This is a genomic window from Piscibacillus halophilus, assembly GCF_900110685.1.
GTDB lineage: Bacteria > Bacillota > Bacilli > Bacillales > Alkalibacillaceae > Piscibacillus > Piscibacillus halophilus.
In genome coordinates this window covers 116,773-142,673 of record NZ_FOES01000003.1, presented here as the reverse complement: position 1 = coordinate 142,673, position 25,901 = coordinate 116,773, and the positions used below count along the sequence as shown (strand labels likewise).

Annotated in this window: 29 protein-coding genes and 1 other annotated feature; of the genes, 10 read left to right on the top strand and 19 right to left on the bottom strand. The window is 34.6% G+C overall.

The window, feature by feature from the left end; translation table 11 throughout:
- Nucleotides 1-149: 149 nt before the first annotated feature.
- On the top strand, nt 150-1,319 hold the full coding sequence (locus tag BMY57_RS03075; RefSeq protein ID WP_091772560.1) for an FtsW/RodA/SpoVE family cell cycle protein: 1,170 nt from the start codon (nt 150-152) through the stop codon (nt 1,317-1,319).
- On the opposite strand, the gene BMY57_RS03070 is transcribed toward BMY57_RS03075, so the two are convergent.
- The 3 genes from BMY57_RS03070 to yjbM are packed head-to-tail and all read right to left on the bottom strand — an operon-like array spanning nt 1,313 to nt 3,624.
- A complete protein-coding gene (locus tag BMY57_RS03070) occupies nt 1,313-2,176 on the bottom strand; it encodes an RluA family pseudouridine synthase (RefSeq protein ID WP_091772559.1) in 864 nt (287 codons plus the stop codon). The two genes, BMY57_RS03075 and BMY57_RS03070, sit on opposite strands and share 7 nt — an antisense overlap.
- A 4-nt stretch (nt 2,177-2,180) precedes the next feature.
- Complete coding sequence (locus tag BMY57_RS03065) at nt 2,181-2,990, bottom strand: NAD kinase (protein ID WP_091772558.1); 810 nt, start codon at nt 2,988-2,990, stop codon at nt 2,181-2,183.
- A 19-nt stretch (nt 2,991-3,009) separates the two neighbouring features.
- Nucleotides 3,010-3,624 carry a GTP diphosphokinase gene (yjbM, locus tag BMY57_RS03060; protein ID WP_091772557.1) on the bottom strand — a complete coding sequence of 205 codons (615 nt, stop codon included), beginning with the start codon at nt 3,622-3,624 and terminating at the stop codon, nt 3,010-3,012.
- A gap of 138 nt (nt 3,625-3,762) precedes the next feature.
- Between yjbM and BMY57_RS03055 the strand changes: the two genes are divergently transcribed.
- From BMY57_RS03055 to BMY57_RS16605, 4 genes are all read left to right on the top strand, one after another.
- Nucleotides 3,763-4,338, top strand: coding sequence for a CYTH domain-containing protein (locus tag BMY57_RS03055; RefSeq protein WP_091772556.1), 576 nt, complete (start codon nt 3,763-3,765; stop codon nt 4,336-4,338).
- 117 nt (nt 4,339-4,455) lie between these two features.
- Nucleotides 4,456-4,839, top strand: a complete 384-nt coding sequence (locus BMY57_RS03050) for a globin domain-containing protein (protein ID WP_091772555.1) — start codon at nt 4,456-4,458, stop codon at nt 4,837-4,839.
- Between the two features lie 23 nt (nt 4,840-4,862).
- Entirely contained in the window at nt 4,863-5,759 is an 897-nt protein-coding gene (locus BMY57_RS03045) for a ClpXP adapter SpxH family protein (protein WP_277673472.1), read from the top strand.
- An 87-nt stretch (nt 5,760-5,846) separates the two neighbouring features.
- Entirely contained in the window at nt 5,847-6,017 is a 171-nt protein-coding gene (locus tag BMY57_RS16605; protein ID WP_501037446.1) for a hypothetical protein, read from the top strand.
- A gap of 81 nt (nt 6,018-6,098) precedes the next feature.
- On the opposite strand, the gene pepF is transcribed toward BMY57_RS16605, so the two are convergent.
- From pepF to mecA, 4 genes are all read right to left on the bottom strand, one after another.
- Complete coding sequence (pepF, locus tag BMY57_RS03035; protein WP_305728827.1) at nt 6,099-7,907, bottom strand: oligoendopeptidase F; 1,809 nt, start codon at nt 7,905-7,907, stop codon at nt 6,099-6,101.
- A 79-nt stretch (nt 7,908-7,986) separates the two neighbouring features.
- Nucleotides 7,987-9,138 carry a competence protein CoiA gene (locus BMY57_RS03030; protein WP_091772552.1) on the bottom strand — a complete coding sequence of 384 codons (1,152 nt, stop codon included), beginning with the start codon at nt 9,136-9,138 and terminating at the stop codon, nt 7,987-7,989.
- An 18-nt stretch (nt 9,139-9,156) separates the two neighbouring features.
- Nucleotides 9,157-10,665, bottom strand: coding sequence for a cardiolipin synthase (cls, locus tag BMY57_RS03025; protein WP_091772551.1), 1,509 nt, complete (start codon nt 10,663-10,665; stop codon nt 9,157-9,159).
- Between the two features lie 124 nt (nt 10,666-10,789).
- Nucleotides 10,790-11,500, bottom strand: a complete 711-nt coding sequence (mecA, locus tag BMY57_RS03020; RefSeq protein WP_091772550.1) for an adaptor protein MecA — start codon at nt 11,498-11,500, stop codon at nt 10,790-10,792.
- A gap of 319 nt (nt 11,501-11,819) precedes the next feature.
- On the opposite strand from mecA, the gene BMY57_RS03015 reads away from it, so the two are divergent.
- Nucleotides 11,820-12,497, top strand: coding sequence for a TerC family protein (locus BMY57_RS03015; protein ID WP_091772549.1), 678 nt, complete (start codon nt 11,820-11,822; stop codon nt 12,495-12,497).
- Nucleotides 12,498-12,538: 41 nt separating this feature from the next.
- On the opposite strand, the gene spxA is transcribed toward BMY57_RS03015, so the two are convergent.
- The 3 genes from spxA to BMY57_RS03000 form a co-directional block, all read right to left on the bottom strand.
- A complete protein-coding gene (gene spxA, locus BMY57_RS03010; protein WP_091772548.1) occupies nt 12,539-12,934 on the bottom strand; it encodes a transcriptional regulator SpxA in 396 nt (131 codons plus the stop codon).
- Nucleotides 12,935-13,241: 307 nt separating this feature from the next.
- Nucleotides 13,242-13,832 (bottom strand): GNAT family N-acetyltransferase, encoded by a 591-nt coding sequence (locus BMY57_RS03005; protein WP_091772547.1) that lies wholly within the window; start codon nt 13,830-13,832, stop codon nt 13,242-13,244.
- A gap of 318 nt (nt 13,833-14,150) precedes the next feature.
- Entirely contained in the window at nt 14,151-15,374 is a 1,224-nt protein-coding gene (locus tag BMY57_RS03000) for a putative glycoside hydrolase (protein WP_246247560.1), read from the bottom strand.
- Between the two features lie 231 nt (nt 15,375-15,605).
- Nucleotides 15,606-15,798: a binding site (T-box leader), on the top strand.
- 58 nt (nt 15,799-15,856) lie between these two features.
- Here BMY57_RS03000 and trpS point away from each other — a divergent pair.
- Nucleotides 15,857-16,855 carry a tryptophan--tRNA ligase gene (gene trpS, locus BMY57_RS02995; RefSeq protein ID WP_091772545.1) on the top strand — a complete coding sequence of 333 codons (999 nt, stop codon included), beginning with the start codon at nt 15,857-15,859 and terminating at the stop codon, nt 16,853-16,855.
- Nucleotides 16,856-16,898: 43 nt separating this feature from the next.
- On the opposite strand, the gene BMY57_RS02990 is transcribed toward trpS, so the two are convergent.
- Nucleotides 16,899-17,657: a DUF3603 family protein gene (locus BMY57_RS02990; RefSeq protein WP_091772544.1), complete on the bottom strand. Its 759-nt coding sequence runs from the start codon at nt 17,655-17,657 to the stop codon at nt 16,899-16,901.
- A 73-nt stretch (nt 17,658-17,730) separates the two neighbouring features.
- Complete coding sequence (locus tag BMY57_RS02985; RefSeq protein ID WP_091772543.1) at nt 17,731-17,937, bottom strand: YuzI family membrane protein; 207 nt, start codon at nt 17,935-17,937, stop codon at nt 17,731-17,733.
- Between the two features lie 142 nt (nt 17,938-18,079).
- On the opposite strand from BMY57_RS02985, the gene BMY57_RS02980 reads away from it, so the two are divergent.
- Nucleotides 18,080-19,105, top strand: a complete 1,026-nt coding sequence (locus BMY57_RS02980) for an LCP family protein (protein WP_091772542.1) — start codon at nt 18,080-18,082, stop codon at nt 19,103-19,105.
- Nucleotides 19,106-19,223: 118 nt separating this feature from the next.
- Here the strand turns inward: BMY57_RS02980 and fabF are convergent, their stop codons facing one another.
- The 4 genes from fabF to BMY57_RS02960 form a co-directional block, all read right to left on the bottom strand.
- Nucleotides 19,224-20,456: a beta-ketoacyl-ACP synthase II gene (gene fabF / locus BMY57_RS02975; RefSeq protein ID WP_091772541.1), complete on the bottom strand. Its 1,233-nt coding sequence runs from the start codon at nt 20,454-20,456 to the stop codon at nt 19,224-19,226.
- Between the two features lie 18 nt (nt 20,457-20,474).
- Entirely contained in the window at nt 20,475-21,410 is a 936-nt protein-coding gene (locus BMY57_RS02970) for a beta-ketoacyl-ACP synthase III (RefSeq protein WP_091772540.1), read from the bottom strand.
- Nucleotides 21,411-21,496: 86 nt separating this feature from the next.
- The gene (locus tag BMY57_RS02965) at nt 21,497-22,450 is read right to left on the bottom strand and encodes a BMP family ABC transporter substrate-binding protein (RefSeq protein WP_175615728.1); all 954 of its coding nucleotides are present in this window, start codon (nt 22,448-22,450) and stop codon (nt 21,497-21,499) included.
- An 82-nt stretch (nt 22,451-22,532) separates the two neighbouring features.
- Nucleotides 22,533-22,958: a hypothetical protein gene (locus BMY57_RS02960; protein WP_091772538.1), complete on the bottom strand. Its 426-nt coding sequence runs from the start codon at nt 22,956-22,958 to the stop codon at nt 22,533-22,535.
- Between the two features lie 115 nt (nt 22,959-23,073).
- Here BMY57_RS02960 and BMY57_RS02955 point away from each other — a divergent pair, with 115 nt between their 5' ends.
- Complete coding sequence (locus BMY57_RS02955) at nt 23,074-23,253, top strand: DUF2929 family protein (RefSeq protein ID WP_091772537.1); 180 nt, start codon at nt 23,074-23,076, stop codon at nt 23,251-23,253.
- A 47-nt stretch (nt 23,254-23,300) separates the two neighbouring features.
- Here the strand turns inward: BMY57_RS02955 and BMY57_RS02950 are convergent, their stop codons facing one another.
- Nucleotides 23,301-23,600 (bottom strand): hypothetical protein, encoded by a 300-nt coding sequence (locus BMY57_RS02950; protein ID WP_091772536.1) that lies wholly within the window; start codon nt 23,598-23,600, stop codon nt 23,301-23,303.
- A gap of 75 nt (nt 23,601-23,675) precedes the next feature.
- On the opposite strand from BMY57_RS02950, the gene BMY57_RS02945 reads away from it, so the two are divergent.
- A complete protein-coding gene (locus BMY57_RS02945; RefSeq protein ID WP_091772535.1) occupies nt 23,676-24,488 on the top strand; it encodes an undecaprenyl-diphosphate phosphatase in 813 nt (270 codons plus the stop codon).
- Nucleotides 24,489-24,612: 124 nt separating this feature from the next.
- On the opposite strand, the gene BMY57_RS02940 is transcribed toward BMY57_RS02945, so the two are convergent.
- Together BMY57_RS02940 and BMY57_RS02935 are read right to left on the bottom strand one after the other, a co-directional pair.
- Nucleotides 24,613-24,924 (bottom strand): metal-sulfur cluster assembly factor, encoded by a 312-nt coding sequence (locus BMY57_RS02940; RefSeq protein WP_091772534.1) that lies wholly within the window; start codon nt 24,922-24,924, stop codon nt 24,613-24,615.
- An 89-nt stretch (nt 24,925-25,013) separates the two neighbouring features.
- The gene (locus BMY57_RS02935; RefSeq protein ID WP_091772533.1) at nt 25,014-25,898 is read right to left on the bottom strand and encodes an alpha/beta hydrolase; all 885 of its coding nucleotides are present in this window, start codon (nt 25,896-25,898) and stop codon (nt 25,014-25,016) included.
- Nucleotides 25,899-25,901: the final 3 nt, after the last annotated feature.

Here is a 25,901-nt window from a genome sequence, read left to right as displayed (position 1 = left end):
GTATATTTTATAGAAAAATAATTCTTGATACCAACCTTAACTTTAAAAAATTTGTTAATTATTCTCAACAGAAGTTTTTCCCTATTTCAAATTAAGCTATTTTAACGTATGATTATTATAGAGAGAAACAGTATTAAAGGGAGATAAACATGGACAATCAACGACAACAACGTGTAGATACATTTTTAATAACAACCATAGTTTTAATTATAGGCATTAGTGTATTTACTTTATATACATTAGGTGAAGCTTACTCCTCTTTTGAAGGATATTATAAACGACAAATCATTTGGTTTATTGTTAGTTGTATTGGAGTAGCAGCCATAATGGTAATTGATTTCGATCGTTACCGCAAGTTCGCATGGCCATTATATATTTTAGGGATCTTCATGCTAGCTGGACTTCATTTTTTACCATGGGCATGGGAAAATAATGGAGCTCTTCGCTGGTATAAATTTGGCAGCACAACTTTACAACCTTCTGAATTCGTTAAAGTATTTTTAGTTGTTATATTAGCTCATGTTATTACAAGCCATAATGAAAAATGGTCTACTAAAAACTTGAAATATGATCTAATTCTACTGGGAAAGATTATCGCGATTACAATTCCTATGTTTTTATTAATCGCCATCCAGCCTGATATTGGTTCATCACTTGTTATTTTATCCATTGCTGGATTTTTAATCGTCATTTCAGGGATCCGTTGGCGAACAATTGTAACGCTATTTGGGACTGCCTTTGTGATTGTCGCTTCACTATTTTTATTATATTTTTCAAATCCAGAAGGTTTTATATCCTTTATTGAAGATGAGACTTCTTTTGACCACGTAGCCGATCGTATTAAGGCTTGGGATAATCCCCACTTGTATACTGACGGGTCTGCTATGCAAGCTATTAAATCGATGATGGCTATTGGGTCTGGACAACTTTCTGGAAAGGGATCAATGAATTATCAAGTTTGGATACCTGAACGGCATACAGATATGATTTTTACAGCAGTTGCTGAACAATTTGGGTTTGTCGGATCTAGTGTTATTATTATTCTTTATTTCTTGTTAATTTATCGCATCATACAAATTGCCTTAGAAACGAAGGAGCCATTTGGAACTTATTTATGTGTTGGAATTGTCGGGATGTTCACTTATCAGATATTCCAAAACATCGGAATGTCTATTCAACTATTACCTTTAACCGGTTTGCCGTTACCTTTCTTAAGTTACGGTGGTACCTCCCTATTAGTTTATATGGCAGCCATTGGTTTAGTGTTAAATATTAGATCAAGACAAAAATCTTTCATGTTCGAATCAGATAATCAATAAACTAAATCTATAAATACCTCGGGATAAGAAGCAACACAATGGATTCGTGTTTGATTGATGGGATGCATCAACTGAATAGACCTTGCGTGCAATGCTTGTCCTTCGATTAAAATTTGATTAGAACAATATAAATCATCTCCAACAAGCGGGTGCCCGATATGAGAGAAATGTACTCGAATTTGATGAGTACGCCCTGTTTCTAATCGAACACTTATAAAGGAGCGATTGTCCATTTCTTTAATGACTTGATAATGGGTGATCGCTCTTTTTCCATTTTGATCGACTTTACGTTCAATAATTGATGGGAGATTTCTAGCAATCGGCAAGTCAATAACGCCCTTTTTTTGCCTTAAATGTCCTTCTACTATGGCTCGATATTCACGGTGAATGTTTTGTTGAGTTAATAAATGATGACTATACCGATTTTTAGCTATTAATACTAGGCCTGACGTCCACTTATCCAATCGTGTAACAATATGAATCGAACTTTTGATATCGTTCTTCTTAAAATACTCAACCAAACCGTTTGCTAATGTAATGGAATCGTTCATATTAGGTAAAACTGCTAACCCTCTAGGCTTATTAATAATTAACAAAAAATCGTCTTCATATACAACATTTAAATCCATTTTGACTGGTTTGATCTTTTTATGATTGTTCTCTTCTGGTAAATGCACACATAGCCTATCATTCTTCTTTAAAGGGTATTTAACTGTAACTGCTTCCCCATCCACTAAAATATGCCCATACATCTTCACATCTTTTAATAATCGATTAGAAAAAGCTCGGTCGTGAAGTAAGTATTCACGAACGAGCTTGCCTTCATCTTTTGATTTTATTCTCCAATTTAACCTCATAACGTTACATCTCCGATCTTGAATCAGAAATGAATGAATCGTGAACTCGTTTCCAAAATGGAAAAGGTCTAAAACGAGCAAAACGTACTCGTTCTTTTGCAACACGGCATTGAATTGTATGGACGTCATTAAATGCCATGTTAAGGTGGTCAATTGTAATCATAAACGTGCGTTCATTTTTCGGTCTTAATATGGCTGTATGATGTTTAGGTAAAATTAGTGGTGAACCTACTGTACGGAACACACGATTATTAATCGATGCCATTTCAGTGATTTGAATAGCTTCTAAGGATGGATGAATGATCGCTCCTCCAAGTGCTTTATTATAAGCGGTAGAACCTGATGGCGTTGAAATACATAATCCATCTCCTCTAAATGTTTCAAAATGCTCACCTTTTATCTCAACATCCACTACAACTGAACCTTCAGCTGTTTTAACGGTAATTTCATTTAAAGCGATATAAGTATGTTCTTGATCATAATCATTAGGTCGAATAGTTAGCTCGAGTAACGGATATTCGACAACCTGAAAAGGCGTTCTTGCAATTTCAATAATTAATTTTTCCAATTCTTTTGGTACCCAATCAGCATAGAAACCTAAATGACCCGTATGTATACCAATAAATGCTGTTTTATCCAAACGGTGAACATAGCGATGAAAAGCCTCTAATAATGTGCCGTCTCCACCTACAGAAATACATAGATCCGGCTCTTCTTCATTGTATTCCATTTTAAATTGAGATAAGTAGCTCTTTAATTTAGATTTTATTTCTTTAGAATCTTGATCCCCACGACATTGGATTGCGAATTTCATAACCTCGACTCCTTTTCCACTAATCTTTTTTCCGTCTAAATACTTCTTGAGCCTCTCTGATTTCCTGTCTAATTTTAGACATTTCTTCATCTAATCGAAAAGCGGCTTCTGACGCATTTTTTAAACGCTGTTTAATTTCAAATGGAATTTGACCTGAGTATTTATAATTTAATGAATGCTCGTTGATCGCCCAAAAGTTCATCGCAAGAGTACGAATTTGAATTTCAGCTAACAACCGCTTTTCACCATAAATCGTCTCGACAGGATAAGATATAATCACGTGGAAAGAACGGTAACCACTTTCCTTGTTTTTTTCTATGTAATCTTTCTCTTCTACAATCGTAAAATCTTTTCTTAATCTTAACATATCTACAACTTCATAAATATCTCCAACAAATGGACAAACGACTCTTAACCCGGCTATATCCTGAATTTCTTCTTCCACATTAGCCATGGCTATTCCTCTTCTTTTTGCTTTTTCAATAATGCTTGATATTGGCTTGACTCTTCCTGTGACAAACTCAATAGGAGAATGGCGTGATTCATAATCAAATTGCTTTCTCATACCTTTGAGTTTAATCTTTAGTTCATCGACTGCTTGCGTATAGGGTGCTAAGAATATTTCCCAATTCATGGCCGTTCCCCTCACTTTCCCAAATATTCCTAAGTTGCATTTTTATTGTATCACAAAATTATTTTGACTTAACTTTTGAAACCTAAAGAAGTATAGCTCATAATAATGAAAAAGGTATTCCGTTAAAGGGGGATCACCATGCAAGAAATTGAAATTGAATTCAAAAACTTATTAACTAAACACCAATACGAACAAATACGTCAAGATTGGATTCCAAATAGTCAACCTAAAAAACAAACGAATTACTACTTCGAGACAGACGAATTTTATCTAAAAAAACATTTGATGGCACTTAGAGTTAGAGAAAAAGGCTCCAAATATGTGGCCACCTTAAAACAGCCGAGTCATGAAGGTTTATTAGAAACACACGATTCATTAACAGCTGAAGAAGCAAAATCCTGGTTTAATAACCATGTCAATCTGAAAGAAAATATTAAAAGTCAATTGAGTCATTTAAATATTGATGAAAGCCACATAAAATTTATGGGAAGTTTAACGACATTCAGATTGGAAAAAAAGGTAGATGGGATTGTACTAGTTCTAGATTATAGTGTATATAATGGTCAAGAAGACTATGAATTAGAGGTTGAAGCACCTTCTTATAGTCAGGGTGAAGCCTTTTTCCATGATATTTTAAGTCAATATACTATTAAACAAGCAAAGGCAGAAAATAAAATTCAGCGTTTCTTTAATACCATGCCTAAAGGCTTATAATTTGCCAGCCCCCTAATGCGTTGCTACAATATATACAGAAAAAATATTAACCTAGTATTCGAACTCACCATTATTTAGATACACTATTTTCGTTTACGAGAAAGGATATTTTCTAACATGGCTTATCAACAAGGTAATATATATGAAGCAATAGGCGGTGCTGAAGCAGTTGATCGCTTAGTAGAAGCTTTTTATAAAAGGGTGGGACAACATCCTGATTTAATTCCTATATTTCCTGACGATTTAACTGAAACAGCTAGAAAACAAAAACAGTTCTTAACTCAATTTTTTGGAGGTCCGCCTCTATATATTCAAGAACATGGGCATCCCATGTTAAGAGCACGCCATATGCCTTTCCCAATTACACCTACACGTCGAGATGCTTGGCTAGAGTGTATGGCAGGTGCGTTAGAAGAAGCTGAGATAGAAGAACCTTATAAAACTTCTATTTATGAACGTTTAACGATGACAGCGAATCATATGATGAATAGAGAAGAATAATATAATTTGAAAGGGGAATCGATGTGGGAAAGTTAACATCTGAAGTTATGGACAATCTAACATCGAATGATAATTCCCAAGTTGACTTTTGTTCATTAATCAATAAACCGATTGAATTGTACGTATTTATAGATCCTTTATGTCCAGAATGTTGGTCATTAGAACCATCCATCAAAAAACTAGCTATGGAATATGGTTGTTACTTTAAACTACGAACCATTGTCTCTAGTAATCTAACAAACTTAAACTATCATGCTTCCAAAAAAACAGAAAAATTAGCTAAACTCTGGGAAAAAACCGCTTCACGTACAGGTATGAGCTGCGATGGTGATTTGTGGTATGAGAACCCGATTTCTGCCCCATCCATCGTGGCTTTAGCGATTAAAGCAGCAGAATTCCAAGGCCAAAGGTTAGGTTCTAAGTTTCTCAGAAAAGTTCAAGAATACTTGTTCTTAGAGAAACAAAATATATCAGAAGAAAATGTTTTATTAAGTATTGCTGAAGAAGTCAATTTGGATATTATTGAATTTAAGAAAGATCTTCATTCAGATACGGCGAATCGAGCCTTAAAGTGTGACTGGAGCTTAACTTGTGAAATGGACGTACAACAACTGCCAACAGTTGTTATGTTCAACCGTGGCCATGATGGAGATGGCTTAAGAGTATCTGGCCTTTATCAAACACATGTATATGAACGAGCTTTTTTTGAAATGCTTGGTCAAAAGGTGAAGCCATTGAGAAAACCATCATTAGAAGATTTCTTATGTCATTTTGAATTTGTAGCAACTAAAGAAGTTGCCGTTGTTTATGATTGGTCTATAGAACAAGCGGAAAAAGAGTTGAAAAAGTTAGTGTTAAAACAAAAAATTGAAAGAGTACCGGTTAAGTACGGAACTTTCTGGAAGTATATTAATACTTAGGAGCTTGTCTCCTATTTTTTTATTCTAATTTCCTTTCCATATCCATAATAATTTATTAAGAGCGCTGTATGGAAAGGCTGATTTAAAATGATGTCAATTGTATTATGGCTATTATTATTATTAGGAGCATTTATATTCAATTTATTTGGGATGATGAATTTAGTACCTAAAATCATCTCCTTTCCTTTTTTGTTTCTCGTAATCTTCATTTTCTTTTACTCTATTTTTCAAAAGAATTCGTTTAGACGATACAAATAAGCACTGAGCCTTTAAATATTGAAGGTCTCAGTGCTTATTTATATCCTTATCTAAGTTCCAAAACTGACTTAGAATCTTCTTTTATTCATTTAATAAGGCTTCGAATTCATTTAGCTTATCTTCAAACACATCTAATGCAGCTAAGATTGGTGCTTTTGTCGTCATATCTACTCCTGCCTTCTTAAGAACATCAATCGGATCTTCACTGCTACCTGCTTTCAGATAATCTTTATAACGAGTAACAGCTGGTTCGCCTTCTTCTAGGATTTTATGCGCAAGAGCTGTAGCTGCAGAATAACCAGTCGCATATTGGTAAACATAGTAGCCCATGTAGAAATGAGGAATCCTTGCCCACTCTAAACCGATTGCTTCATCTACTTCTACGCCTTCTCCAAAATACTTTTTATTTAAATCGTAGTATATAGACGTTAACTTCTCAGCCGTTAAGGCTTCTCCGTTTTGATCACGTTTATGAATTTCGTGCTCATATTCTGCAAACATAGTTTGACGATAAACAGTACCTCGGAAACCTTCTAAGAAATTATTTAGTAAATATAACTTCTTTTTCTTATCATCTAGAGTTTTTAGAAGATAATCATTTAGCAAAGCTTCATTAGCTGTCGATGCCACTTCTGCAACAAAGATTGAGTAGTCTCCATATCGCGCAGATTGATTCTCACGAGTATAATAACTATGCAATGAATGGCCTAATTCATGTGCTAGCGTAAACATATTATCTACGTTATCTTGCCAGTTCATGAGAATATACGGATTGGTTAAATAACTTCCTGATGAGTAAGCTCCGCTTCTTTTACCTTTTGTTTCAAGCCAGTCAATCCAACGTTCATCATATGCTTTTTGAACAATACTTGTGTATTCTTCACCTAAAGGTTCTAAACCTCTAAGCACATAATCTTTCGCCTCATCAATCGTGACACTCATTTTTTCATCGACTAATGGAGTATAAATATCATACATATGCAATTCATCTAAGCCTAGTGCCTTCTTTTTTACATCCATATAACGGTGTAACGCCGGTAAACGTTCATTAATCGATTCAACCAAATTATCGTATACTTTTTCAGGAATATTGTTACGATCTAACGCTGCTTCTCGTGCCGATTCATAGTTTCTCGTTTTGGCAAAGAAATTATCTTTTTTAATTTGACCTGATAATGTGGCTGCAAATGTATTTTTATACTTGCCAAATGTATCATACATCGCATCAAAAGCGTTTTTACGCACATTACGGTCTTTAGAATCTAAGAAATCACGATAACGTCCATGGGAAAGCTGAACTTCCTCCCCGTTCTCATCCTTGATCGTCGGAAAGTCAATATCTGCGTTATTAAGCATCCCGAACGCATTCGACGGTGCAGATGCCACTTCTTGAACCTCAGCTAATAGTGCTTCTTCTTTATCACTTAAAACATGAGGTCGAGATTTCATTATATCTCGCAATGTCTTTTCATAATGTTTTAACTCATTATTTTGATTTAGAAAACTCTCGATTTCTTCATCTGTCATAGCTAAAATTTCTGGCGTAACAAAACTGAAAGCACTCATCATATGAGTAGCCAAACTTTGGGCACGAGCATTTTGATCTTGATACTTACTATTCGCTGTATCTTGATCCGAACGCATGTGAGCATAAACATAAAGTTTTTCAAGTCGAATTCGAATGTCATCTTCGAATTTTAAAACAGCTAAAAGATTTTCAGGTGTCTCGGAAATCTTACCCTTATATTGAGCAATCTTAGGAAAATCTAATTTTAAAGCTTCGAATTCTTTCTCCCAATCCTCGTCACTATGAAAAATAGCTTCTAAATCCCAAGTTAAATGTTCGGGTACCTCTTCTCTTGTTTTTAAACTAGTAGCAGTTTCTGTCACTGTATGTACCTCCCCTAATATTTTCCTCACTTTTATTTTATAGAAAAAATAGTCATCTGTAAAAGATATGAGGCAACTTTTAAAATCTTAATAATTTTTCAATAATTTCTTGATCTTCTTTTAAAGCCGTATCTAATGTTCGGTGAAAATTGAAATCCCTCGCTTTACGATAAGCACCTTTACCTTTTTTAGTGATATAACCTAAACAACTGAGTAAGTCAAGATAATGCGTTAGAGGGTGTATGGACTGACTTGGATAAATCGCAACAATCCTGTCTTTAAAATATTTTTGGGTTATAGCCGTCAAATCATTCCAATAAAAAGTATCTTCTCTCGTTAATTGTGTAAGATAAAGTACAATTTGAGTTTGCCAAACATAATTAGGCGCTAAGAAACGATAAGAATTGCTTACTGGTAAGTGAATACATGAAGGGAGATTTTGTGGATGTAAGTGTTGCATATAAAGTTGTTTCAAAAATTCTTCATCATACTTTGCTTGGAACCGTCTTTGACCACTTCTAAATAATCTTTTCTCTCTTAGCCACTTATAGTAGAGATATTTATGGGAAATCTGGACTGTCCTGAATAAATCTTTCCATCTCATATGTTTTAATGAATGTCGACTTAGTTGAGTTATAGCTTTGGCGCGCTGACTGTAAAAATGTGCAGCGATTGTAAAAATATCATTGCCAGGATCATAAAAGTACAATTGATCTTGTTTAGCTCGTTGATTGTACATAACACTCGCTCTAAGTGTTGTATTCCAAAATAATTGACCCATTTTTGTGTTATAGTAATTCGGACCAAACACCCATAAGGGGATAATCCCTTTAGACGCAATCCCATATGTTCGCTTCTGTAGCTCATCTAAAGAAATAGGTGAACACTGATACTCAATCGCTACCCATCGATTAGCAATTTTCACTAACACATCTAACCGCTGTTTAATTGACGGGATGACATGTTCTAATTTGGCATAAAATCCTTGCTTTATACACCAATTATATAAATTTATTTTACCTTTTAAATGAGTTTGGCTTTCACCTTGGTTGGGACATGTGGAATTTTTGTAATGGGCAAAATGAGGAATCATAACTAGGCCTGCTTTTAAGATGACCTTTTGATGGCATTCAGGGCAATAGAGAGGTTGTTGGCGTATAACCTCTAATTGTGACTTTGATTGGTTATACGCCTTTATTTCTTTACCTTTAGAATTAATAGCTGTTAACATCAAATTCGTCCCTTCCACTTATAATAATGGGGAAAGTAAGCGGAATAGGGATTCCATCACACGTATAAAAATGGAGCGATTTTTAAATTCTTTTGGATCAATTTCTTTTGACTTCAGGAAATCTTCTTTAAAATCTGCCACTAATTTATTCGTACTTTCAGTTCTAAATAAGAAAGCATTTACTTCAAAGTTTAAGTGGAAACTTCTCATATCCATATTCGATGTTCCAATCGACGCCAACTCGTGATCAACAATAACAACTTTGCTGTGCATAAAACCTTGTTCATATTCAAATATACGAATTCCTGCTTCCATTAATTCTGGAAAATAGGAACGTGAGGCATGAAAAACAATACGTTTATCAGGACGTTTTGGCATGAGTAACCTAACATCTACTCCACTTAAACTTGCAACCTTCATCGCCGTTAATATATCCTCATCTGGGATAAAGTATGGAGAGGCAATCCAAATCGATTTCTTGGCCGAAATAATCATGGAGAAATAAAGCTTCTTAATCGTCTCCCATTGATTATCAGGACCACTTGTGATCATTTGAACCCCACCGAAGTGATCGTCTAAAATTTCAGGAGATAAGTATTCCGGTTTTAATAAATGTTCTCCTGTTTCATATTTCCAATCTTGTAAGAAGATCGTTTGAAGGCTTCTAACTGCTTCTCCTCTAACATATAAATGGGTATCTCTCCAGTCACCGAAATATTTGTTTTTTCCTAAGTACTCATCGCCAATATTAAGACCACCCACAAATCCTACTTTTCCATCAATAACAACAATTTTTCGATGGTTTCTAAAATTAATCCGATTACCTATATATGGTAATTTAACTGGTGAAAAAGCCTCAATCTGAACGCCTGCCCTCTTTAAGTCCTCTTTATATGAGTCTGAAAGTTTCCAACAACCAACAGCATCATATAAAAAGCGAACTTCCACTCCTTCTTTAGCCTTTTGAATGAGAATATCTTTAATTTCATTACCAACCTCATCATCCCGTACGATATAGTACTCTAAATGAATGTGATTCTCTGCTTCCTTCAAAGCTTTAATAATGGCTGGAAATGTTTCACGACCATTCGTTAATACCTTTGTTTCTGTGTTAAACGATATAGGTGAATTTCCTAAATGTTGAGCCAACCGAAATAGCATCTTTTGGTGATCACCCATTTGGTTTAGCTCATAATCACTGATAACTCGCTGGCCCTCTACTCGGTTAAACGCCACCTCGTCAATAGCTTGTTTTTCTTTGAAACGTTTTTTCTTCTTGTAATTCCGGCCAAATAATACGTAAAAAAAGAATCCCAATACTGGAAAAACCGCAAAAACTAATAACCAATTCAATGTCTCCGAGGGATTCCTATTTTCAATAAAAATTAGAAAGCCAATCAGTACAGCTGAGACAGATACGAAAATAGAGAACGTCGCTACAATACGACCTTCCCAAATGTTATAAGATAGATAAAATATAGCTGATACTATGACTAGAAAAATAACGACTTGGATCCATTTCAGCATGCTGTTTCATCCTTTTCCGCGAATCGACCTAAGACCTAAATTAAAGATACAGAATTTTTTACCAGTTTGCAACTAACTTCTATCCATAAAAATAGAGCACTGAAAGTCAGTGCTCTAAATAATGTTATTGAGGTTGAAATTTGGATTTTAATTGTTTTAACGCATTATTCCCAAATACTTCATGACCATATTCCATTAAATAATGGACGGACATATTCGATTCTTCACTATATTCTAAGATGTGACTAATATAATTTTCTTGTTCTTCTTCGCTTAGGTAACCTTCCGGGAATTCAATATACAGATAATATTGATTTTCGAAAGCATATAAGCGATCCTCAATAAAACGAGCATCTGTTAGAGAGTGGCTTAAAGAAATCACATCTTCAATATCTTCAAACGTTACCATAATATCTAGGTCATCTGATAAATGGCTTTTACTTTCCTCATGATTATTATTAGGTTGGTAAGTCTTTTTTGACTTTCTGCGTTTTGTTTGGTTTTGGTCCATTAATGATTCTAATTTGTCATCTAAATTAGATTGTAATGAATTTAAATCTTCATGAGGAAACTCAAGTTTTTCACCATCTTTAGATACTTGAGCCTTTGTTACAACAATTTCTAAACCTTTATCTAGAGCTTGAACTTGAATCCATAATGGTCCATCTATATTAAAATCTTCTTCGTCGTTTACTTCATCCATCATTTCCCAGAAAAGTTGTTCCCCTTTTTCGCGGTTATACCAAATGTCTTCGCGATTGAACCCTCTTTCCTCAATATCATGGTAAGAAATATAAAACTTTAACGTATTCTCATTTATGCGTTCTATTTCCATTCTCTTCCTCTCCCTTCTATAATAATCGATTTGGGAAGGACTACAATATAACGATATTTGTTATAGAATGTTTACCCAGTTATAACTTTTATGAATCATTTTCATAAGCTACACTTCTTTATCATATTTTATGATAGGTGGTCTAAAAATGAAAATGCTTTTCTCACGCAAATATGAAATCCATATTCGCCCTTATTCGACTATATATCGAGTATAGTACACCGCAAAATGTTGGACAAATTTTCTGCTTTGATTTTATTTAATGTATGATTTTAAACTAAATTTTAGAATTTGTCACTACTTATTTTGGAGGTTTTTTATGGAATTATTATTCATTGATCTAAATTGGGAATTATTAAAAGCCGTACTCATTATTATTGGACTAGACTTAATATTAGGTGGTGATAACGCCGTTGTCATTGCAATGGCTAGTCGCAATCTGCCTAAACATCATCAAAACAGAGCCATCGTATTAGGGACAAGCTTAGCCATTTTAATTAGAGTAGCACTTGCAACTGTGGCCATTTACCTCTTAACAATCCCTTACGTCCAACTAGTCGGTGGGTTATTCTTATTCTACATTGCTTTAAAACTTCTTATTGAAAAAGATGATGATCTGGAGATTGAATCTTCTTCTACACTAATTGGTGCAGTTAAGACCATCGTAGTGGCAGATTTGATTATGAGTTTCGATAATGTGTTAGCTATAGCAGCCGCTTCGAATCAAAACGTTATACTTATTATTTTTGGATTAGCTGTATCCGTCCCGATTATAATCTTTGGAAGTAAAATTATACTCATGATGATGAATAAATATCCTGCGATAGTTTATGGCGGAGCATCATTACTTGCTTATACGAGCGCGGACTTAATTCTTAAAGAAGAAAGGTTGGAACATACATTTGCCTATATACCAAATCATCACTTAATGTTACCGTTGATGCTAGTATTCCTAGTCTGCCTAATTGGTTATTCTTATAACTTTAGAAGAAATTAAAAAGTCGAATCATTTAATTTGATTCGACTTTTCTTTTTATATTAATTAACTAGACGTTGAGCTTCTTTAAGTTGAAATGAACGTACTTTTCTTGGTAAGAAACGACGAATTTCATCTTCGTTATACCCAACTTGTAGACGCTTATCATCTAAAATGATCGGGCGTCTTAATAAACCTGGATTTTGTTGAATTAAACTGATTAAATCTTTTAGCGGCATTTGATCAAGGCTAACATCTAATGATTGAAAAACTTTTGAGCGAGTTGATATAATTTCATCTGTTCCATCCTCAGTCATTCTCAAGATTTCTTTAATTTCATCTTCAGTTAATGCATCTGAGAATATATTTCGCTCCTTATATGGAATTTCATGTTCCTCTAGCCATGCTCTAGCTTTTCTACAAGATGTACAGCTTGGTGAAGTAAATAACGTTACCATGCCATTCACCCTCCTTTTGAAAGGTACTCTATACTAAACAGCTTTTTAACTGTTATTACTTTATAATGAATCTAAATTACCTTTCATCCATATTATACATGAATGTCAAATTTTTTAGTAGGTTATTTTATCAATTGTAATAAATTATTCACAATTAGACAAAACACAAAATAAGTATATTAATGTTTTACCCTACTTTGGAAGAAATAAACCAATTTTCTAGAAAAAATTAATTATCATTCCATATTTTTTATGTATAAAATCATTAAAAAGCTGCCACTTAATCATGGCAGCTTTTTAACCACAGTTATACACCTTTTGGTTTCTTTAATTCTTCAAATAAATCGACATCTCGTGATTTATCAATTGTTAAAACTTCTTCTACAGGCTGATAAGCTTCTCCATATATCTCTTCATCTTTATAAGTATGAATCTCCTCATACATCTCTTTCATCTTTTCGTAGATCACTTCTTCAGATTCTTTATCTGGTGCCCAATATAAAATTTCAAGCGTGTTAACTTCTTTAGTCGCTAAAGATTTTCTCGTATAACCAATTGACTGAGCATGTTTAAAGCCTTCTCTTTGATAAAAATGCAGCCTTTTCTCCGTATCACTGTCATCATAATCAACGGGTTCAACTTCTAAAATTATCGGCTTTCCTTTTGCTTTCAGCTTTTCCATTAGTTTATGTCCAATTCCTTGGCCTCTTGATTGAGGAGAGACGTATACATAATCTATAAAGATAAAGGAATCAAATTCAGCATACATCATGACATGATATTCCCCTTCATCTTTACGATAGACATCACCTTTTTCTTTTAATAAGGTTTCAAAATGTCTTTTCGACTTCATCTCCTCTACAGGAAAATACTGATTAAGCTTTTCATACCAATTCATTGATCTACTCCTTCGTGACTATTATTAGTCTTTATCGTGTAGCATTATATAATTTTTATGCTACAACTCATTTGCCAATATTAATTATAACGAAATCAATATGTTGGGTTAAATGTGAAATAGCAGAGATTGGTATGAAATAAATGCAATATTCATGCTAAGGATAACTTCTATCTAAAATCCCTTTTTATTCATCATACATTCGTAAAAATCCTTCAAAATATTCGAAAATAGCTAATTCTTTATCAGATTAATGCTTTAAAAGGGCTTATATGAATTATAATTTTGAATTAAAAAAAGCCGCCATTAGGCGACTTTTTAGTTACTAGGATCGTAATCTACACCTTCTGTATAGGAATTACCTGAATCCCAGATTAAATATTCATATATTCCATTATCATATAAAGCATCAATTTGATCTTGGACTTGTTTTGAACCATAAGTAAAAGTCTTACCTGCTGGATATAACCAAGATGCTGTAAAATCTTGAATCCAAGGTCTAGAAGTTGGACCTTCTTCTAATTGAGCTAATAATTCATTCTCTTTTTTCGCGTATTCATCTACTAAACGATAAGGTACTTGATCTGGATTTGGAATATCAAAGTACCCAGCACCCCAATGACTTGGATAAATCATTGATGAAATGACATCTACATTGTCTGAAATTTGTAAAAAGTTCTGCCCAATACCTGGTGCTTCTTCAATCGTAGCAGAATAACCAAATATATCCACTGATACGTCGACACCGTAAGGCTCTAATTCCTCTTTAGCATAAGCAACAAATTCAGTTACGGCTTTTACACGTTCTTTTACATTATCTAAACTTGCATCATCATAGTCTCCGCGACTATAATCTAGTATTTCATCCCGTGTCTCGAATCCTTCTGGGAATCTAACATAGTCAAATTGAATTTCTTGGAACCCTAATTTAGCCGCTTCTTTGGCAATTTCAACATTGTATTCCCAAACATCTTTTATAAATGGATTAACAAAAGCTTCACCTTTACCATTTTCCCAAACTTTCCCATTCTCTTTAAAAGACCATTCAGGCTTCTCATGTGCTAAATGAGTGTCTTTAAAAACAACGACACGCGCTATTGGATAGATCTGTTCTTCTTCTAAACGTTCTAATACAGCTTGTGGATCACTCATAAAATTCTTTGATGCATCATAATATGGTGATTCCTCTGGAAATTTATAAGAGATATATCCATTATCTTCTTTGATATCAATTACCATAGCATTTAATTCTGTTTCGTTTACGTAGTCAATTAACTTTTCAAGCCTAGAGTTACCTGCTGAATGTCCAGTTAAATAAATACCTCTAACAGCATCAGGATACTCGAAATTCAGCCCTGAATTATATGTATACCTTGGTAATGGATCCGGTAATTCTTTTTCCCCTAAATTCGTTTGAAATTCATGATGAAATGAAACTGTTTTAATAGTTTCATCAGATTCTTCCGCCTCATCTGCCAATACAGAATGAGCTATTCCTATACACAACCACAACGCCAACAACAAAGCAAAACTTCTCCTCAAGTCTAATTCCCCCAGTTGCATCTCTTTAATTCCATTATAGTATATTTTTGTGAAAAATAGAGAGGGAAAAAATAAAAATTTCGGAAAAATATTTTCCAGTTATCCTAACATTAAAACCAAAAAGAACTTAACTATTGATTTGTCATAAAAGATAGGATATATTATGTCACGAGAGATTAACTTGCATTTTAAAGTAGGGTTGAATATAATAATTTAAAATTTAATAGTACGATGATAACGATGATGAAGTATAAGTAGGTTCATACCTCTCTTTACAGTGAGTCTGGATAGTGAAAACAGATAAGTAAGTATGAGCTGAAATTGGGGCTTCTGAGTTTTTTGGTTCGCAACCGTTATATTGCGTATGAGTGACCTTTTATTATGAGGTAATTAGGGTGGCACCGCGGTTCCATTCGTCCCTATCTATTAGGGATGAATGGAACCTTTTTTAATGGAATTTAATACTGAAAGGAGTTTTTAACATGAGTCAAACTATATTTTCAGGAATTCAACCTTCAGGAACATTAACGATTGGAAACTATTTAGGGGCGATGAAACAATTTCCAGAGCTACAAGATGAATATAATAGCTACTTCTGTATCGTAGATTATCATGCTATTACAGTTCCACAAGACCGCTTAAAGCTTCGTAATCAAATTCGTTCGTTAGCTGCGATGTACCTAGCGTGTGGAATTGATCCTAAAAAATCAACGTTATTCATTCAATCTGAAGTAACAGCCCATGCTGAGCTAGCTTGGATGCTCCAATGTGTTGCGACTGTTGGGGAATTAGAACGTATGACACAATATAAAGATAAATCTGAAGGCAAAGAATCGGTTACAGCTGGACTTCTTACTTATCCACCGCTTATGTCTGCTGACATTTTATTATATGGCACAGATATTGTTCCTGTTGGAGATGATCAAAAACAACACATTGAATTAACACGTAATTTAGCTGAGCGTTTTAATAAACGTTATAACGATATCTTTAATATCCCAGACATTAAAGTTCAAAAAGTTGGGGCACGGATCATGTCTTTACAAAACCCAACAAAAAAAATGAGTAAATCAGATGACAATCATAAGGCAACCATTTTCTTATTGGATGAACCTAAACAAATTGAAAAGAAAATTAAAAGTGCCGTGACAGACTCTGAAGGTATCATTGAATACGATAAAGAAAATAAACCCGGCATCACCAACCTATTAAATATTTATGCTGGATTTACTGAACAAACTGTCGAAGAAATTGTTTCTCAATATGAAGGAAAAGGCTACGGAGATTTTAAAACAGACCTCGCTCAAATTGTGTCAGAAAGAATCGCTAGCATTCAAAAACGATATTATGAACTGTATGAGTCCGATGAATTAGATGAAATTTTAGATCACGGTCGTGAAAAAGCTAATTTTGTAGCATCAAAAATGTTAAACAAAGCTAAAAAAGCAATGGGAATCGGACGGGTACATTTAAAAAGATAAAATAAATTAAGGGCAATCCGACTTTAACGGATTGCCCTTTAGCTTATGAACCTTTTAAAACATTTTTCTTACGTTGTTCCATTTCCCAAAGACGTTCAAAGAACGGTTGCCCTTTAGCCATTTTCTCACATAACTCTTCGTGTTTGGCACTCCATCCGACTTTAACTTCAGATAATAATAAGTCGTAACCTTGATCAAATGTAATATCCTGAATATTTTCATACCATTCAGGCTTCCACTCTGTTAACCAGTACCTCAATTCATCGATACGTTGACTCTGATTTAATTGATCAATCATGAGCATAAGAAGATGTTTCAGTTGTCTTTCTTTTCTTGTTAGACCAACCATATAAACTGGTTCTAGAGATAATAAATGATGCTCTTTCGTTCTTTTTGGCCTCTTAAAAGAGTAAGTTAAAGGTTCTTTTTGCTTAACTAAATCCAATACAAGCCTTTCTTGGCGTGGAATTAGTCTACTCTTTCTAACTGGAATGTCATAACCTAACGTGTCAACCACTAGAGCATGAGCTCCATCCGTCACCACAAACGCATAGTCTAAGGGGATTCTCTTATGATGTTTTTTTAAATAAGCGCGCTGGTATACTTGCTCTAATAATGGTTTTGGGATATCTTGCATGTTGTTTTCTATGTAGTCATAAAGGTCTTCTTCTACGTGCACAACTGGGATTTGGTCTAAAAGCTCAATCGAGTCATCTTTACGCCATTCATGAAACTGACATACGTTGTACCCATTCTCTTCACCTTCAAACCAATTTACCCAAATATCATGTACATATAACATCATAATCCCTCACTTTTCATAATCCTCCATTTATGCTCATTATGACCAAGTGACTTATTTTTATTCTTAAATTTTATGAATCAAATGGGTTAATATACATAGCAATAAAGATTAATATTAAACCGCCTGGAAGCAAATAACACTCTGGGCGCGTATAGATAAACAGTATAAAATCGTATGTGCTCATCCCTACAGGCAAATAATTTAAATATCCAATTATTGAAACTCCACCAACACAACAAAAACCAAATCCAATTAAAAATAAAATTAAAGGCAACATTTTAGAAACCTCCAGGCTTGTCCAATCGTCTATAATAATGTATATGTAAAAATATTAAAAATATTTAATTGAATCTACCTTTGTATAATAAATTTAAAATACATAGAAATTAGGTTGTTAAATGTATAGAAAGGAGAAAACAATGGAAAAAAGAAAGGATCGAAAAAAAGTAAAGCGAAAACATAAAAGAAAAAAAATACTACTTATCGTAGGTTCATTAGTTCTTATTTTTGCCGCATATTTTACATATGAATTTCAAGCTGGAAAATATGCAGCTGAAAAAGAGATGGAGCAATATAAAGATAGTGATAAAAGTGACCAATACGAAGATGAATTTAATGGTATTGAGGAATTAAATAGCGATGTTATCAATGTGTTGCTTTTAGGTGAAGATCTAAGTGAAAATGGTAGCTCTAGAACGGATACCATCATGATTGGGCAATATGATGTCAAACATAATCGTGCTAAACTCGTTTCGCTCATGAGAGATACATATGTTGAAATACCAGGTCACGGATACAATAAAATTAATTCAGCTTTTTCTATGGGTGGGCCAGAACTATTAAGGCAAACGATTAAAGAGAATTTTGATATTGATGTAAACTATTATGCAATCGTCAACTTTAAAGGGTTCGAGAATATTGTAGATACCGTTGCGCCAGAAGGAATTGAGATGAACGTCCAAAAAAGAATGATCCATACGGATATTGATCTACATCCAGGCATCCAAAAATTAGACGGAGAGCAACTACTTGATTACGCACGTTTTCGAAGTGATCATGAAAATGATTTCGGACGTGTCAGACGTCAACAAGAGGTCATGAGCGCTTTAAAAGATGAGGTTTTATCATTTACTAGTATTATGAAATTACCTAGAACCGTTGGAACTTTACAACCCTATATTGACACCAATATGGATACGGGTAAAATTTTATCTATTGCCTCTGAATTTTTCCTAGAAACCCCTGACGAAATTGAAACTATGAGAATTCCGATGGATGATACATTCACAGATGAAACTTATAGCCATGCAGGTGCGGTACTAGAATTGAATTTAGAAGAAAATAGATCTGCCTTAAATGAATTTCTAACTAGTCAGCCAAGTACGGAAGACTTGACTCGACGTGACGAATCTGATGAAGAGACAGAACCTAACGATGAATCATAGAAATCCCTAACACCAGTTATGAAAGTTTCAATCATAACTGGTGTTTTTTTATCTAAGTAGAAGCTTCTAAAACAACAAAAAACTGCCCTAAAGATCTTTAGGACAGTTGATTCGTAAATTATTGAAACTTTTTAAATACTAATGAAGCGTTATGTCCACCAAATCCAAGTGAGTTCGTCATGGCAACGTTTAATTCCTTTTCTCGCGCTTCATTTGCTACATAATCTAAATCACAGTCTTCATCTGGTGTTTCATAATTAACCGTTGGAGGCATGATATTATTCTTAAGGCTAAGAGCTGTGATAATCGCTTCTACTCCACCTGCTGCACCTAATAGGTGACCTGTCATTGATTTTGTAGAACTCATGGCTAATTGATAAGCATGATCTTTAAACACAGTCTTAACAGCTGTCGTTTCGTACTTATCATTGTACTCAGTACTTGTACCGTGAGCGTTAATATAATCCATTTCATCAGCATTAATTTCAGCATCTTCTAATGCTTGTTGCATGGCTCTTGCAGCACCTTCACCTTCAGGGGCAGGAGCTGTGATATGGTATGCATCACCAGTTGAACCATAACCAATAATTTCTGCATAGATATTCGCTCCACGTTGCTGAGCTGATTCTAGTGACTCTAATACAATAACACCCGAACCTTCACCCATGACAAATCCGTCACGGTTCTGATCAAATGGGCGACTAGCGGTCTGAGCATCCGTATTCGTCGATAGTGCTCCCATTGATGAAAAACCAGCTAATGACATATGGTTAAATGGAGCTTCTGCTCCCCCTGTAATCATCGCATCAGCATCGCCTCGTTCAATCACTTTAAAGGCATCACCAATGGAATTGGTGCCTGACGCGCACGCTGTTACTGAACAAGAGTTTATTCCTTTTGCTCCGAGTAAAATAGAAACTTGGCCAGATGCCATATCAGGAATAATCATCGGGATAAAGAAAGGACTGACTCTCCCTTTATCCATATATTTTCGGAAGCTTTCTTCATATGTGGTCATACCACCAATACCAGAACCAATCCACACTCCAACTCGTGAAGCATTTTCTTCCGTAATCTCAAGCCCAGAGTCTTCAACTGCCATCTTTGAAGCAGCAACTGCATATTGAGTAAATAAGTCCATCTTTCGAGCTTCACGTTTTTCCATATACTCTTTAGGATCGAAATCTTTTACTTCACCAGCAATTTTAACTGAAAAATCATCAGGATTTAGTTTAGTTAACTCACCAATTCCGACATGACCTGACGTAATATTATTCCATAATGTGTTAACATCATTTCCGACCGGAGATACAACCCCTAGTCCTGTTACAACTACTCTTCTTTTAGACATTGTTATTCTAACCTCCTCTTATTTTCCCCAACGTAAAGCAACGGCACCCCATGTTAGTCCGCCACCAAATCCAACTAGGACAATCAATTCATCTTTTTTAATCTTACCTTCTTTAACGTCTTCAGACAACGCAATTGCAATCGATGCAGCTGAAGTGTTGCCATATTTATGAACTGATTTTGACATTTTTTCAACCGGTATATCTAGTTTTTCTCTTGCTGCTTCCATAATTCTAATATTTGCTTGGTGAGGAATTAAATAATCGACATCATCTTTTGTTAGATTAATTTTTTCGACTACATTTAAAGCCGACTCTCCCATTTGTCTAACCGCAAATTTAAATACTTCACGACCATTCATATAAATATAATCACCATCTTGATGTAAATGCGGGATACCAGTTCCATCTGCACCTAATTCAAAAGATAAGATTCCTCGATCTTTCGATACGGGTCCAAGAACAGCTGCTCCTGCTCCATCGCCAAATAATACAGACGTATTACGATCTTCCCAGTTTGTTATTTTAGATAATTTTTCTACACCAACAACTAGAATGTTTTTATAAGTTTGACTTTCGATAAATTGTTTAGCTGTTACCATCCCATACATAAATCCTGCGCAAGCTGCACTTAAATCCATTGCAGATGCATTAAACGCTCCAAGTCGCTCTTGGATTTGACAAGCAACAGATGGAAATCCCATATCAGGTGTCACAGTTGCGACTAAAATCATGTCTATGTCTTCACTTTTTACTTCTGCTTCTTCCATTGCCTGAACTGCTGCATAATATGCCATATCAGACGTATCAATGTCATCAGGTGCAATTCTCCGTTCGACAATACCTGTTCTAGTTTGAATCCATTCGTCCGAAGTATCAACCATTTTCTCTAGGTCCTTATTCGTTAAAACACGTTCAGGAACATAGTGTCCTGTACCTAAAATACCAGCATTCATTTTGGTCATCTCCTCATTACAAACTATTATAATCATATATTATGACCTGGTTATAATTTTATCAAAAAAATAAACGGAAGAAAAGACTAATTCTTTAAACTTCCGCTTTCTAAATAACGATTAATCGCCGCATCCACTTCTTCTTTAACTTCATCACTAACCGTGTCACCATACTCTCCTAAATAAATATATTCATTATCAAATCCATAATGAATAACCCCTGATGGTAACTCACCTTGATCAAATTGATTAGCGATATTAACATATATTTTTTCTAAATCTTGAATGGTACTGGTGATCACAGACTCAGGGGCCACTTCATTTTGCTCACTTACATAACCAATCGAATAAATATCATGTTTTTCTGCTTCTAAGATGATGGGGATATTAAATCCATCTCCTGCTGGATAGACGATATCAATATTATCAGCTAATAAATCTTTAAATAATAACAACGCTCGTTGCTGGTCATACCAATCAAAAACAGATCTTAAATGAAGATTAACCCTAGGGTCTGTATCTTTAACGCCTTCAAAAAAGCCTTGAACTTCTGGTTGATTCTCAAAAGCAGAAATAATACCAATTTCGTTTGTCTGAGTCACCTTTGCTGATAATACGCCTGCAAAATAGCCCATCTCATAACCATCAAAGTGTATACTCGTAATATTTTGATCAAATGTATTTCCGTTAAAGTAGACAAAATGCATATCAGGGTACGCCTCATTTAATTGATCAAAATACTTCCCAAATTCTGAGCCGTGCCCAAAAACTAAATTGACTCCCTGCCGTTTCATATCCTTCACGTGTTCTTCTGTCTCACGTATGGTCGATACATTTTCTCTCGTTAAAACACTGATATTATGTTCTTCTTTGATCTCCAAAGCTCCTAAATAAGCTCCTTTACCCCACGTTTCATCATGAATAGTACCATCCAAGAGTAGACCGACATTATTTAATTGTCCTTTATTGAAAACTTGTCCACAACTGACCAATAAGAAAACCGTTGAGGCTAAGCCTAATAATAACAAGTATTTTTTCAAATCTAGCACTCCGATACCTAAATAAGTCCTACTTATATTTTGTAACTTTTCAGAGAACATAGCAACCATATGTGTTCAAAATTTACTCTATCTTTATAATATGAACCCCGTTAACTTCCTCACCGTTTAAATGAATTTGATCTGGTAATGAGGTATATTGTTGTAAACTAGCTAACCATTTTGAAATATGTTCAGATGTTATTTGATCGCGTTCTTCATGAGCATCAAAACAATCAATATAAATTTTTAATACGGTTTGTTCACCATCTTTAAACGTACATAATCCATCTTCAATTGTAAAATCATAAGTATACTCATACTGAGATGAGTCTTCAATTGAATTTTCTAAATGGAAAGCTGAATTTCTTCCTACCATAGCATAACGATCGAACTTTTCATCATCTGAATCCACTTCATCAAATCCAAAAACCTCAAAACCTTGGTCCACGAGCTCATGGATGAGTTGAAATGCGATCTTTTGAAAACAACCTTTAATAAATACTTTCATTGTGTAATCCACCTTTTTTATGATTGCATAAAAACGTCACATATTCGTTATTTATTTTTTTCTAAACCTTTGGTAAACTGTAATTTGCAATGTATATAAAATGAGGTGACATACTATGCGTTTAATTTGGACAGTCATTTGGGGTTTCCTATTAAGCTTAATGGTTGTATATGTAATCACAAGCATGACTGGAGACACATTTAGCTTCCCACTCGCAATCGTATTAACGGTAATCTTCACTATTTCCTCAGTGGTTCTTGGTGAAGGCGTTATTAAGGATGACTCGTCGTATTAAATAGAAGAGGTTGACTCAAATCATAAGGCGTTGAGTCAACCTCTTTTTTAATACCAAGGTAACAAACTTAACGCCGCGATTGCTGTTAATGGTAAAATAAGTCTTCTCAATCCTACGCTTGGAGGATACCCATAACCATACCCATAAGGCGATCCGTATCCATACCCATATGCGTAAGGATTTCTTTGTTCTTGATGAATAACCGGTGTAACTAAATAGACATTTTCATCGTCCATGTCTACTATAACACCTTGAAGTTGTTCACCTTGTTGAGTTTCAACAAGCACGTACTGTTTCATGTGACTTTTACATAAATTTAAAATATGATCCTTTGAATAAGTATTCACAGAATCTTACCTCCCTTTTCAAGATTAACTTATTCAAAAAAACTAGGTTATGTGCACAATTTAGGAGGTTTTATAATGCAAGAACTAATTGAATTATTAAAGTATTTATTCTTAGGGCTTTTCCAAGGTTTTACTGAGCCCATCCCGATTTCTTCGAGCGGTCACTTATTAATCGTTAGAAACTTATTAGAAATTGACTTACCAATCACCTTTGAAGGATTCATTAATTTTGGTTCATTAATCGCTGTACTGATCATATACCGAAATGATTTAATCAGACTCACAGTCAATGGCTCAAAATTTATTTTCCAAAAAGATTCGAGCTATCGTTCTGACTTCAATTATATTTTATTATTAGTTGTTGCTACGATCCCCGCAGGTTTATTAGGAGTCTTAATTGAAGACCATATTGACAGTATAATTGGTCACAATATTAAAGTCGTTGGAATTACATTAATCTTAACTGGAATTGCTTTATGGATTATTCGCAACCTCAAAGGGTTCAAAACTGATGATGAGATTACGATTAAAGATGCTTTCATGGTCGGGATTGCGCAAGCCATTGCATTAATTCCTGGAATTAGTCGATCAGGGGCAACAATTGTCGGAGCCATGTTAGTTGGATTTAATCGATCGTCTGCTCTTAGATTCTCATTCTTGATGTATATTCCGGTCAGCATTGGAACCATGGTATTTTCAGTTAGCGATATTGCAGGAAATGAAGCCTTCTCTGGCCAATTTATTTTACTTTTAGTCGCTTTAATTGGGGCTATTGTGGCTTCTTATTTCGCTTTATTATGGTTCATTGACATTATGAAATCTGGGAACCTTAAATATTTTGCTTTCTACTGCTTCATTGTAGGAGCTATAGTGTTTTTATTTTTCTAAGACATAAGATTAGCCCAAATAGAGAACTATCACAGTCTCTTTCTGGGCTTTATATATATAAAACATTAATAAAAAATGATCTCGAAAATAGTCGAGATCATCTTTACTTAATCAATTTATCTTTTTAGTCTGGAATTCCAAGAGCGATTTTCGCATAGCGAGACATACGTTCTTTCGTCCATGGCGGGTTCCATACGATATTAACCACTGTATTGTCAACTTCAGGGATATCAGAAAGTGCACGTTTGACATCTTGTTCAATCGTACCAGCAAGCGGACAACCCATTGCAGTTAATGTCATAGTAACCGTTGCTGAACCTTCATCATCTAAGTCAACGCCATAAACTAAACCAAGGTTGACGATATCAATACCTAGTTCAGGGTCAATGACGTTTTCAAGCGCACCCCAAAGGTTTTCTTCTAAAGCCTTATCCATTGTCAGTCCTCCTTCAACATTCTCTACTCTATTATAAACATGTTTTCGTTATTTTTTAAAGAACAATGGCTAAGGAATATATATTCTTCTTAACGATTTTGACAATACGTTGACTCATGATCTATTAAAGAAAAATGACGATTCAAAAAGTCTAACATTCTCCACTCTAGTTCTACTTGTTTATTAAACACAAGTGTTAAATGATTGGCCTTTGTCTTAATTGTCTCAATGGTATTTATTAGTTGTTCAAGCTTATAAAATTGAAAGTCATAAAAAAGTGGGCGTCTTCCAACCATATGCCCAGTTGCCTGCACTAATAATACGGGTGCTGTAATGGATGGTGCATATTGTTCCACGTTATAATCAAAAAAGCTCATAAAATCTTTTTCAATTAATTTCGAATTTGACTTATGCTCCCAATGATCTCCTTGCTTTTCTATTTCATAATTGACAATTCGGTTCATATGCTCAGACCATCTTATTCCTAATTTTTCATATGCCTTGCGAGTTTGAGTAATGTAATCTAACCGCGTCGAATATGGTGTTTTTAATCTTACTAAGGACGGAAGGATTAATTCTTTTTGACCTTCATCAGTTTCTGCTGCTCCATCTAATAATATAACGGCTCCTACATTTTCTAATCGAGAAGCGGCTTTCAAGCAAATATACGCCCCCATGGAATACCCCATAAGGATCGGGCGTTCAACTTTTAGTAAATCTATTAGCTCAACGAGATCATCTACATGCTGATCAATACATGTAGATGGATCAGCCTCCGAACTTTTACCCCGTCCTCTCAAATCATAAGTAATCATACGGAATTGCTTTTCAAATGCTTTTTGATAATGTCCTAATTGCATGTGGTGACCCGTCAAGCCATGAACACCAATAATCGTTCCCTTCTCCCCTGGAGTTTCATGTATAAAAAGTTGTTTACCGTTTTTCAAAAACTTTTTACGCCACATTTTAAGCATAGA

Bases quoted from the DNA above. Each gene is read 5' to 3' on its own strand.
- BMY57_RS03075 (WP_091772560.1), top strand. From the start codon at position 150: ATGGACAATCAACGACAACAACGTGTAGATACATTTTTAATAACAACC.
- BMY57_RS03070 (WP_091772559.1), bottom strand. From the start codon at position 2,176: ATGAGGTTAAATTGGAGAATAAAATCAAAAGATGAAGGCAAGCTCGTT.
- BMY57_RS03065 (WP_091772558.1), bottom strand. From the start codon at position 2,990: ATGAAATTCGCAATCCAATGTCGTGGGGATCAAGATTCTAAAGAAATA.
- yjbM (WP_091772557.1), bottom strand. From the start codon at position 3,624: ATGAATTGGGAAATATTCTTAGCACCCTATACGCAAGCAGTCGATGAA.
- BMY57_RS03055 (WP_091772556.1), top strand. From the start codon at position 3,763: ATGCAAGAAATTGAAATTGAATTCAAAAACTTATTAACTAAACACCAA.
- BMY57_RS03050 (WP_091772555.1), top strand. From the start codon at position 4,456: ATGGCTTATCAACAAGGTAATATATATGAAGCAATAGGCGGTGCTGAA.
- BMY57_RS16605 (WP_501037446.1), top strand. From the start codon at position 5,847: ATGATGTCAATTGTATTATGGCTATTATTATTATTAGGAGCATTTATA.
- BMY57_RS03030 (WP_091772552.1), bottom strand. From the start codon at position 9,138: ATGTTAACAGCTATTAATTCTAAAGGTAAAGAAATAAAGGCGTATAAC.
- cls (WP_091772551.1), bottom strand. From the start codon at position 10,665: ATGCTGAAATGGATCCAAGTCGTTATTTTTCTAGTCATAGTATCAGCT.
- mecA (WP_091772550.1), bottom strand. From the start codon at position 11,500: ATGGAAATAGAACGCATAAATGAGAATACGTTAAAGTTTTATATTTCT.
- BMY57_RS03015 (WP_091772549.1), top strand. From the start codon at position 11,820: ATGGAATTATTATTCATTGATCTAAATTGGGAATTATTAAAAGCCGTA.
- spxA (WP_091772548.1), bottom strand. From the start codon at position 12,934: ATGGTAACGTTATTTACTTCACCAAGCTGTACATCTTGTAGAAAAGCT.
- BMY57_RS03005 (WP_091772547.1), bottom strand. From the start codon at position 13,832: ATGAATTGGTATGAAAAGCTTAATCAGTATTTTCCTGTAGAGGAGATG.
- trpS (WP_091772545.1), top strand. From the start codon at position 15,857: ATGAGTCAAACTATATTTTCAGGAATTCAACCTTCAGGAACATTAACG.
- BMY57_RS02990 (WP_091772544.1), bottom strand. From the start codon at position 17,657: ATGTTATATGTACATGATATTTGGGTAAATTGGTTTGAAGGTGAAGAG.
- BMY57_RS02985 (WP_091772543.1), bottom strand. From the start codon at position 17,937: ATGTTGCCTTTAATTTTATTTTTAATTGGATTTGGTTTTTGTTGTGTT.
- BMY57_RS02980 (WP_091772542.1), top strand. From the start codon at position 18,080: ATGGAAAAAAGAAAGGATCGAAAAAAAGTAAAGCGAAAACATAAAAGA.
- fabF (WP_091772541.1), bottom strand. From the start codon at position 20,456: ATGTCTAAAAGAAGAGTAGTTGTAACAGGACTAGGGGTTGTATCTCCG.
- BMY57_RS02970 (WP_091772540.1), bottom strand. From the start codon at position 21,410: ATGAATGCTGGTATTTTAGGTACAGGACACTATGTTCCTGAACGTGTT.
- BMY57_RS02960 (WP_091772538.1), bottom strand. From the start codon at position 22,958: ATGAAAGTATTTATTAAAGGTTGTTTTCAAAAGATCGCATTTCAACTC.
- BMY57_RS02955 (WP_091772537.1), top strand. From the start codon at position 23,074: ATGCGTTTAATTTGGACAGTCATTTGGGGTTTCCTATTAAGCTTAATG.
- BMY57_RS02945 (WP_091772535.1), top strand. From the start codon at position 23,676: ATGCAAGAACTAATTGAATTATTAAAGTATTTATTCTTAGGGCTTTTC.
- BMY57_RS02940 (WP_091772534.1), bottom strand. From the start codon at position 24,924: ATGGATAAGGCTTTAGAAGAAAACCTTTGGGGTGCGCTTGAAAACGTC.
- BMY57_RS02935 (WP_091772533.1), bottom strand. From the start codon at position 25,898: ATGCTTAAAATGTGGCGTAAAAAGTTTTTGAAAAACGGTAAACAACTT.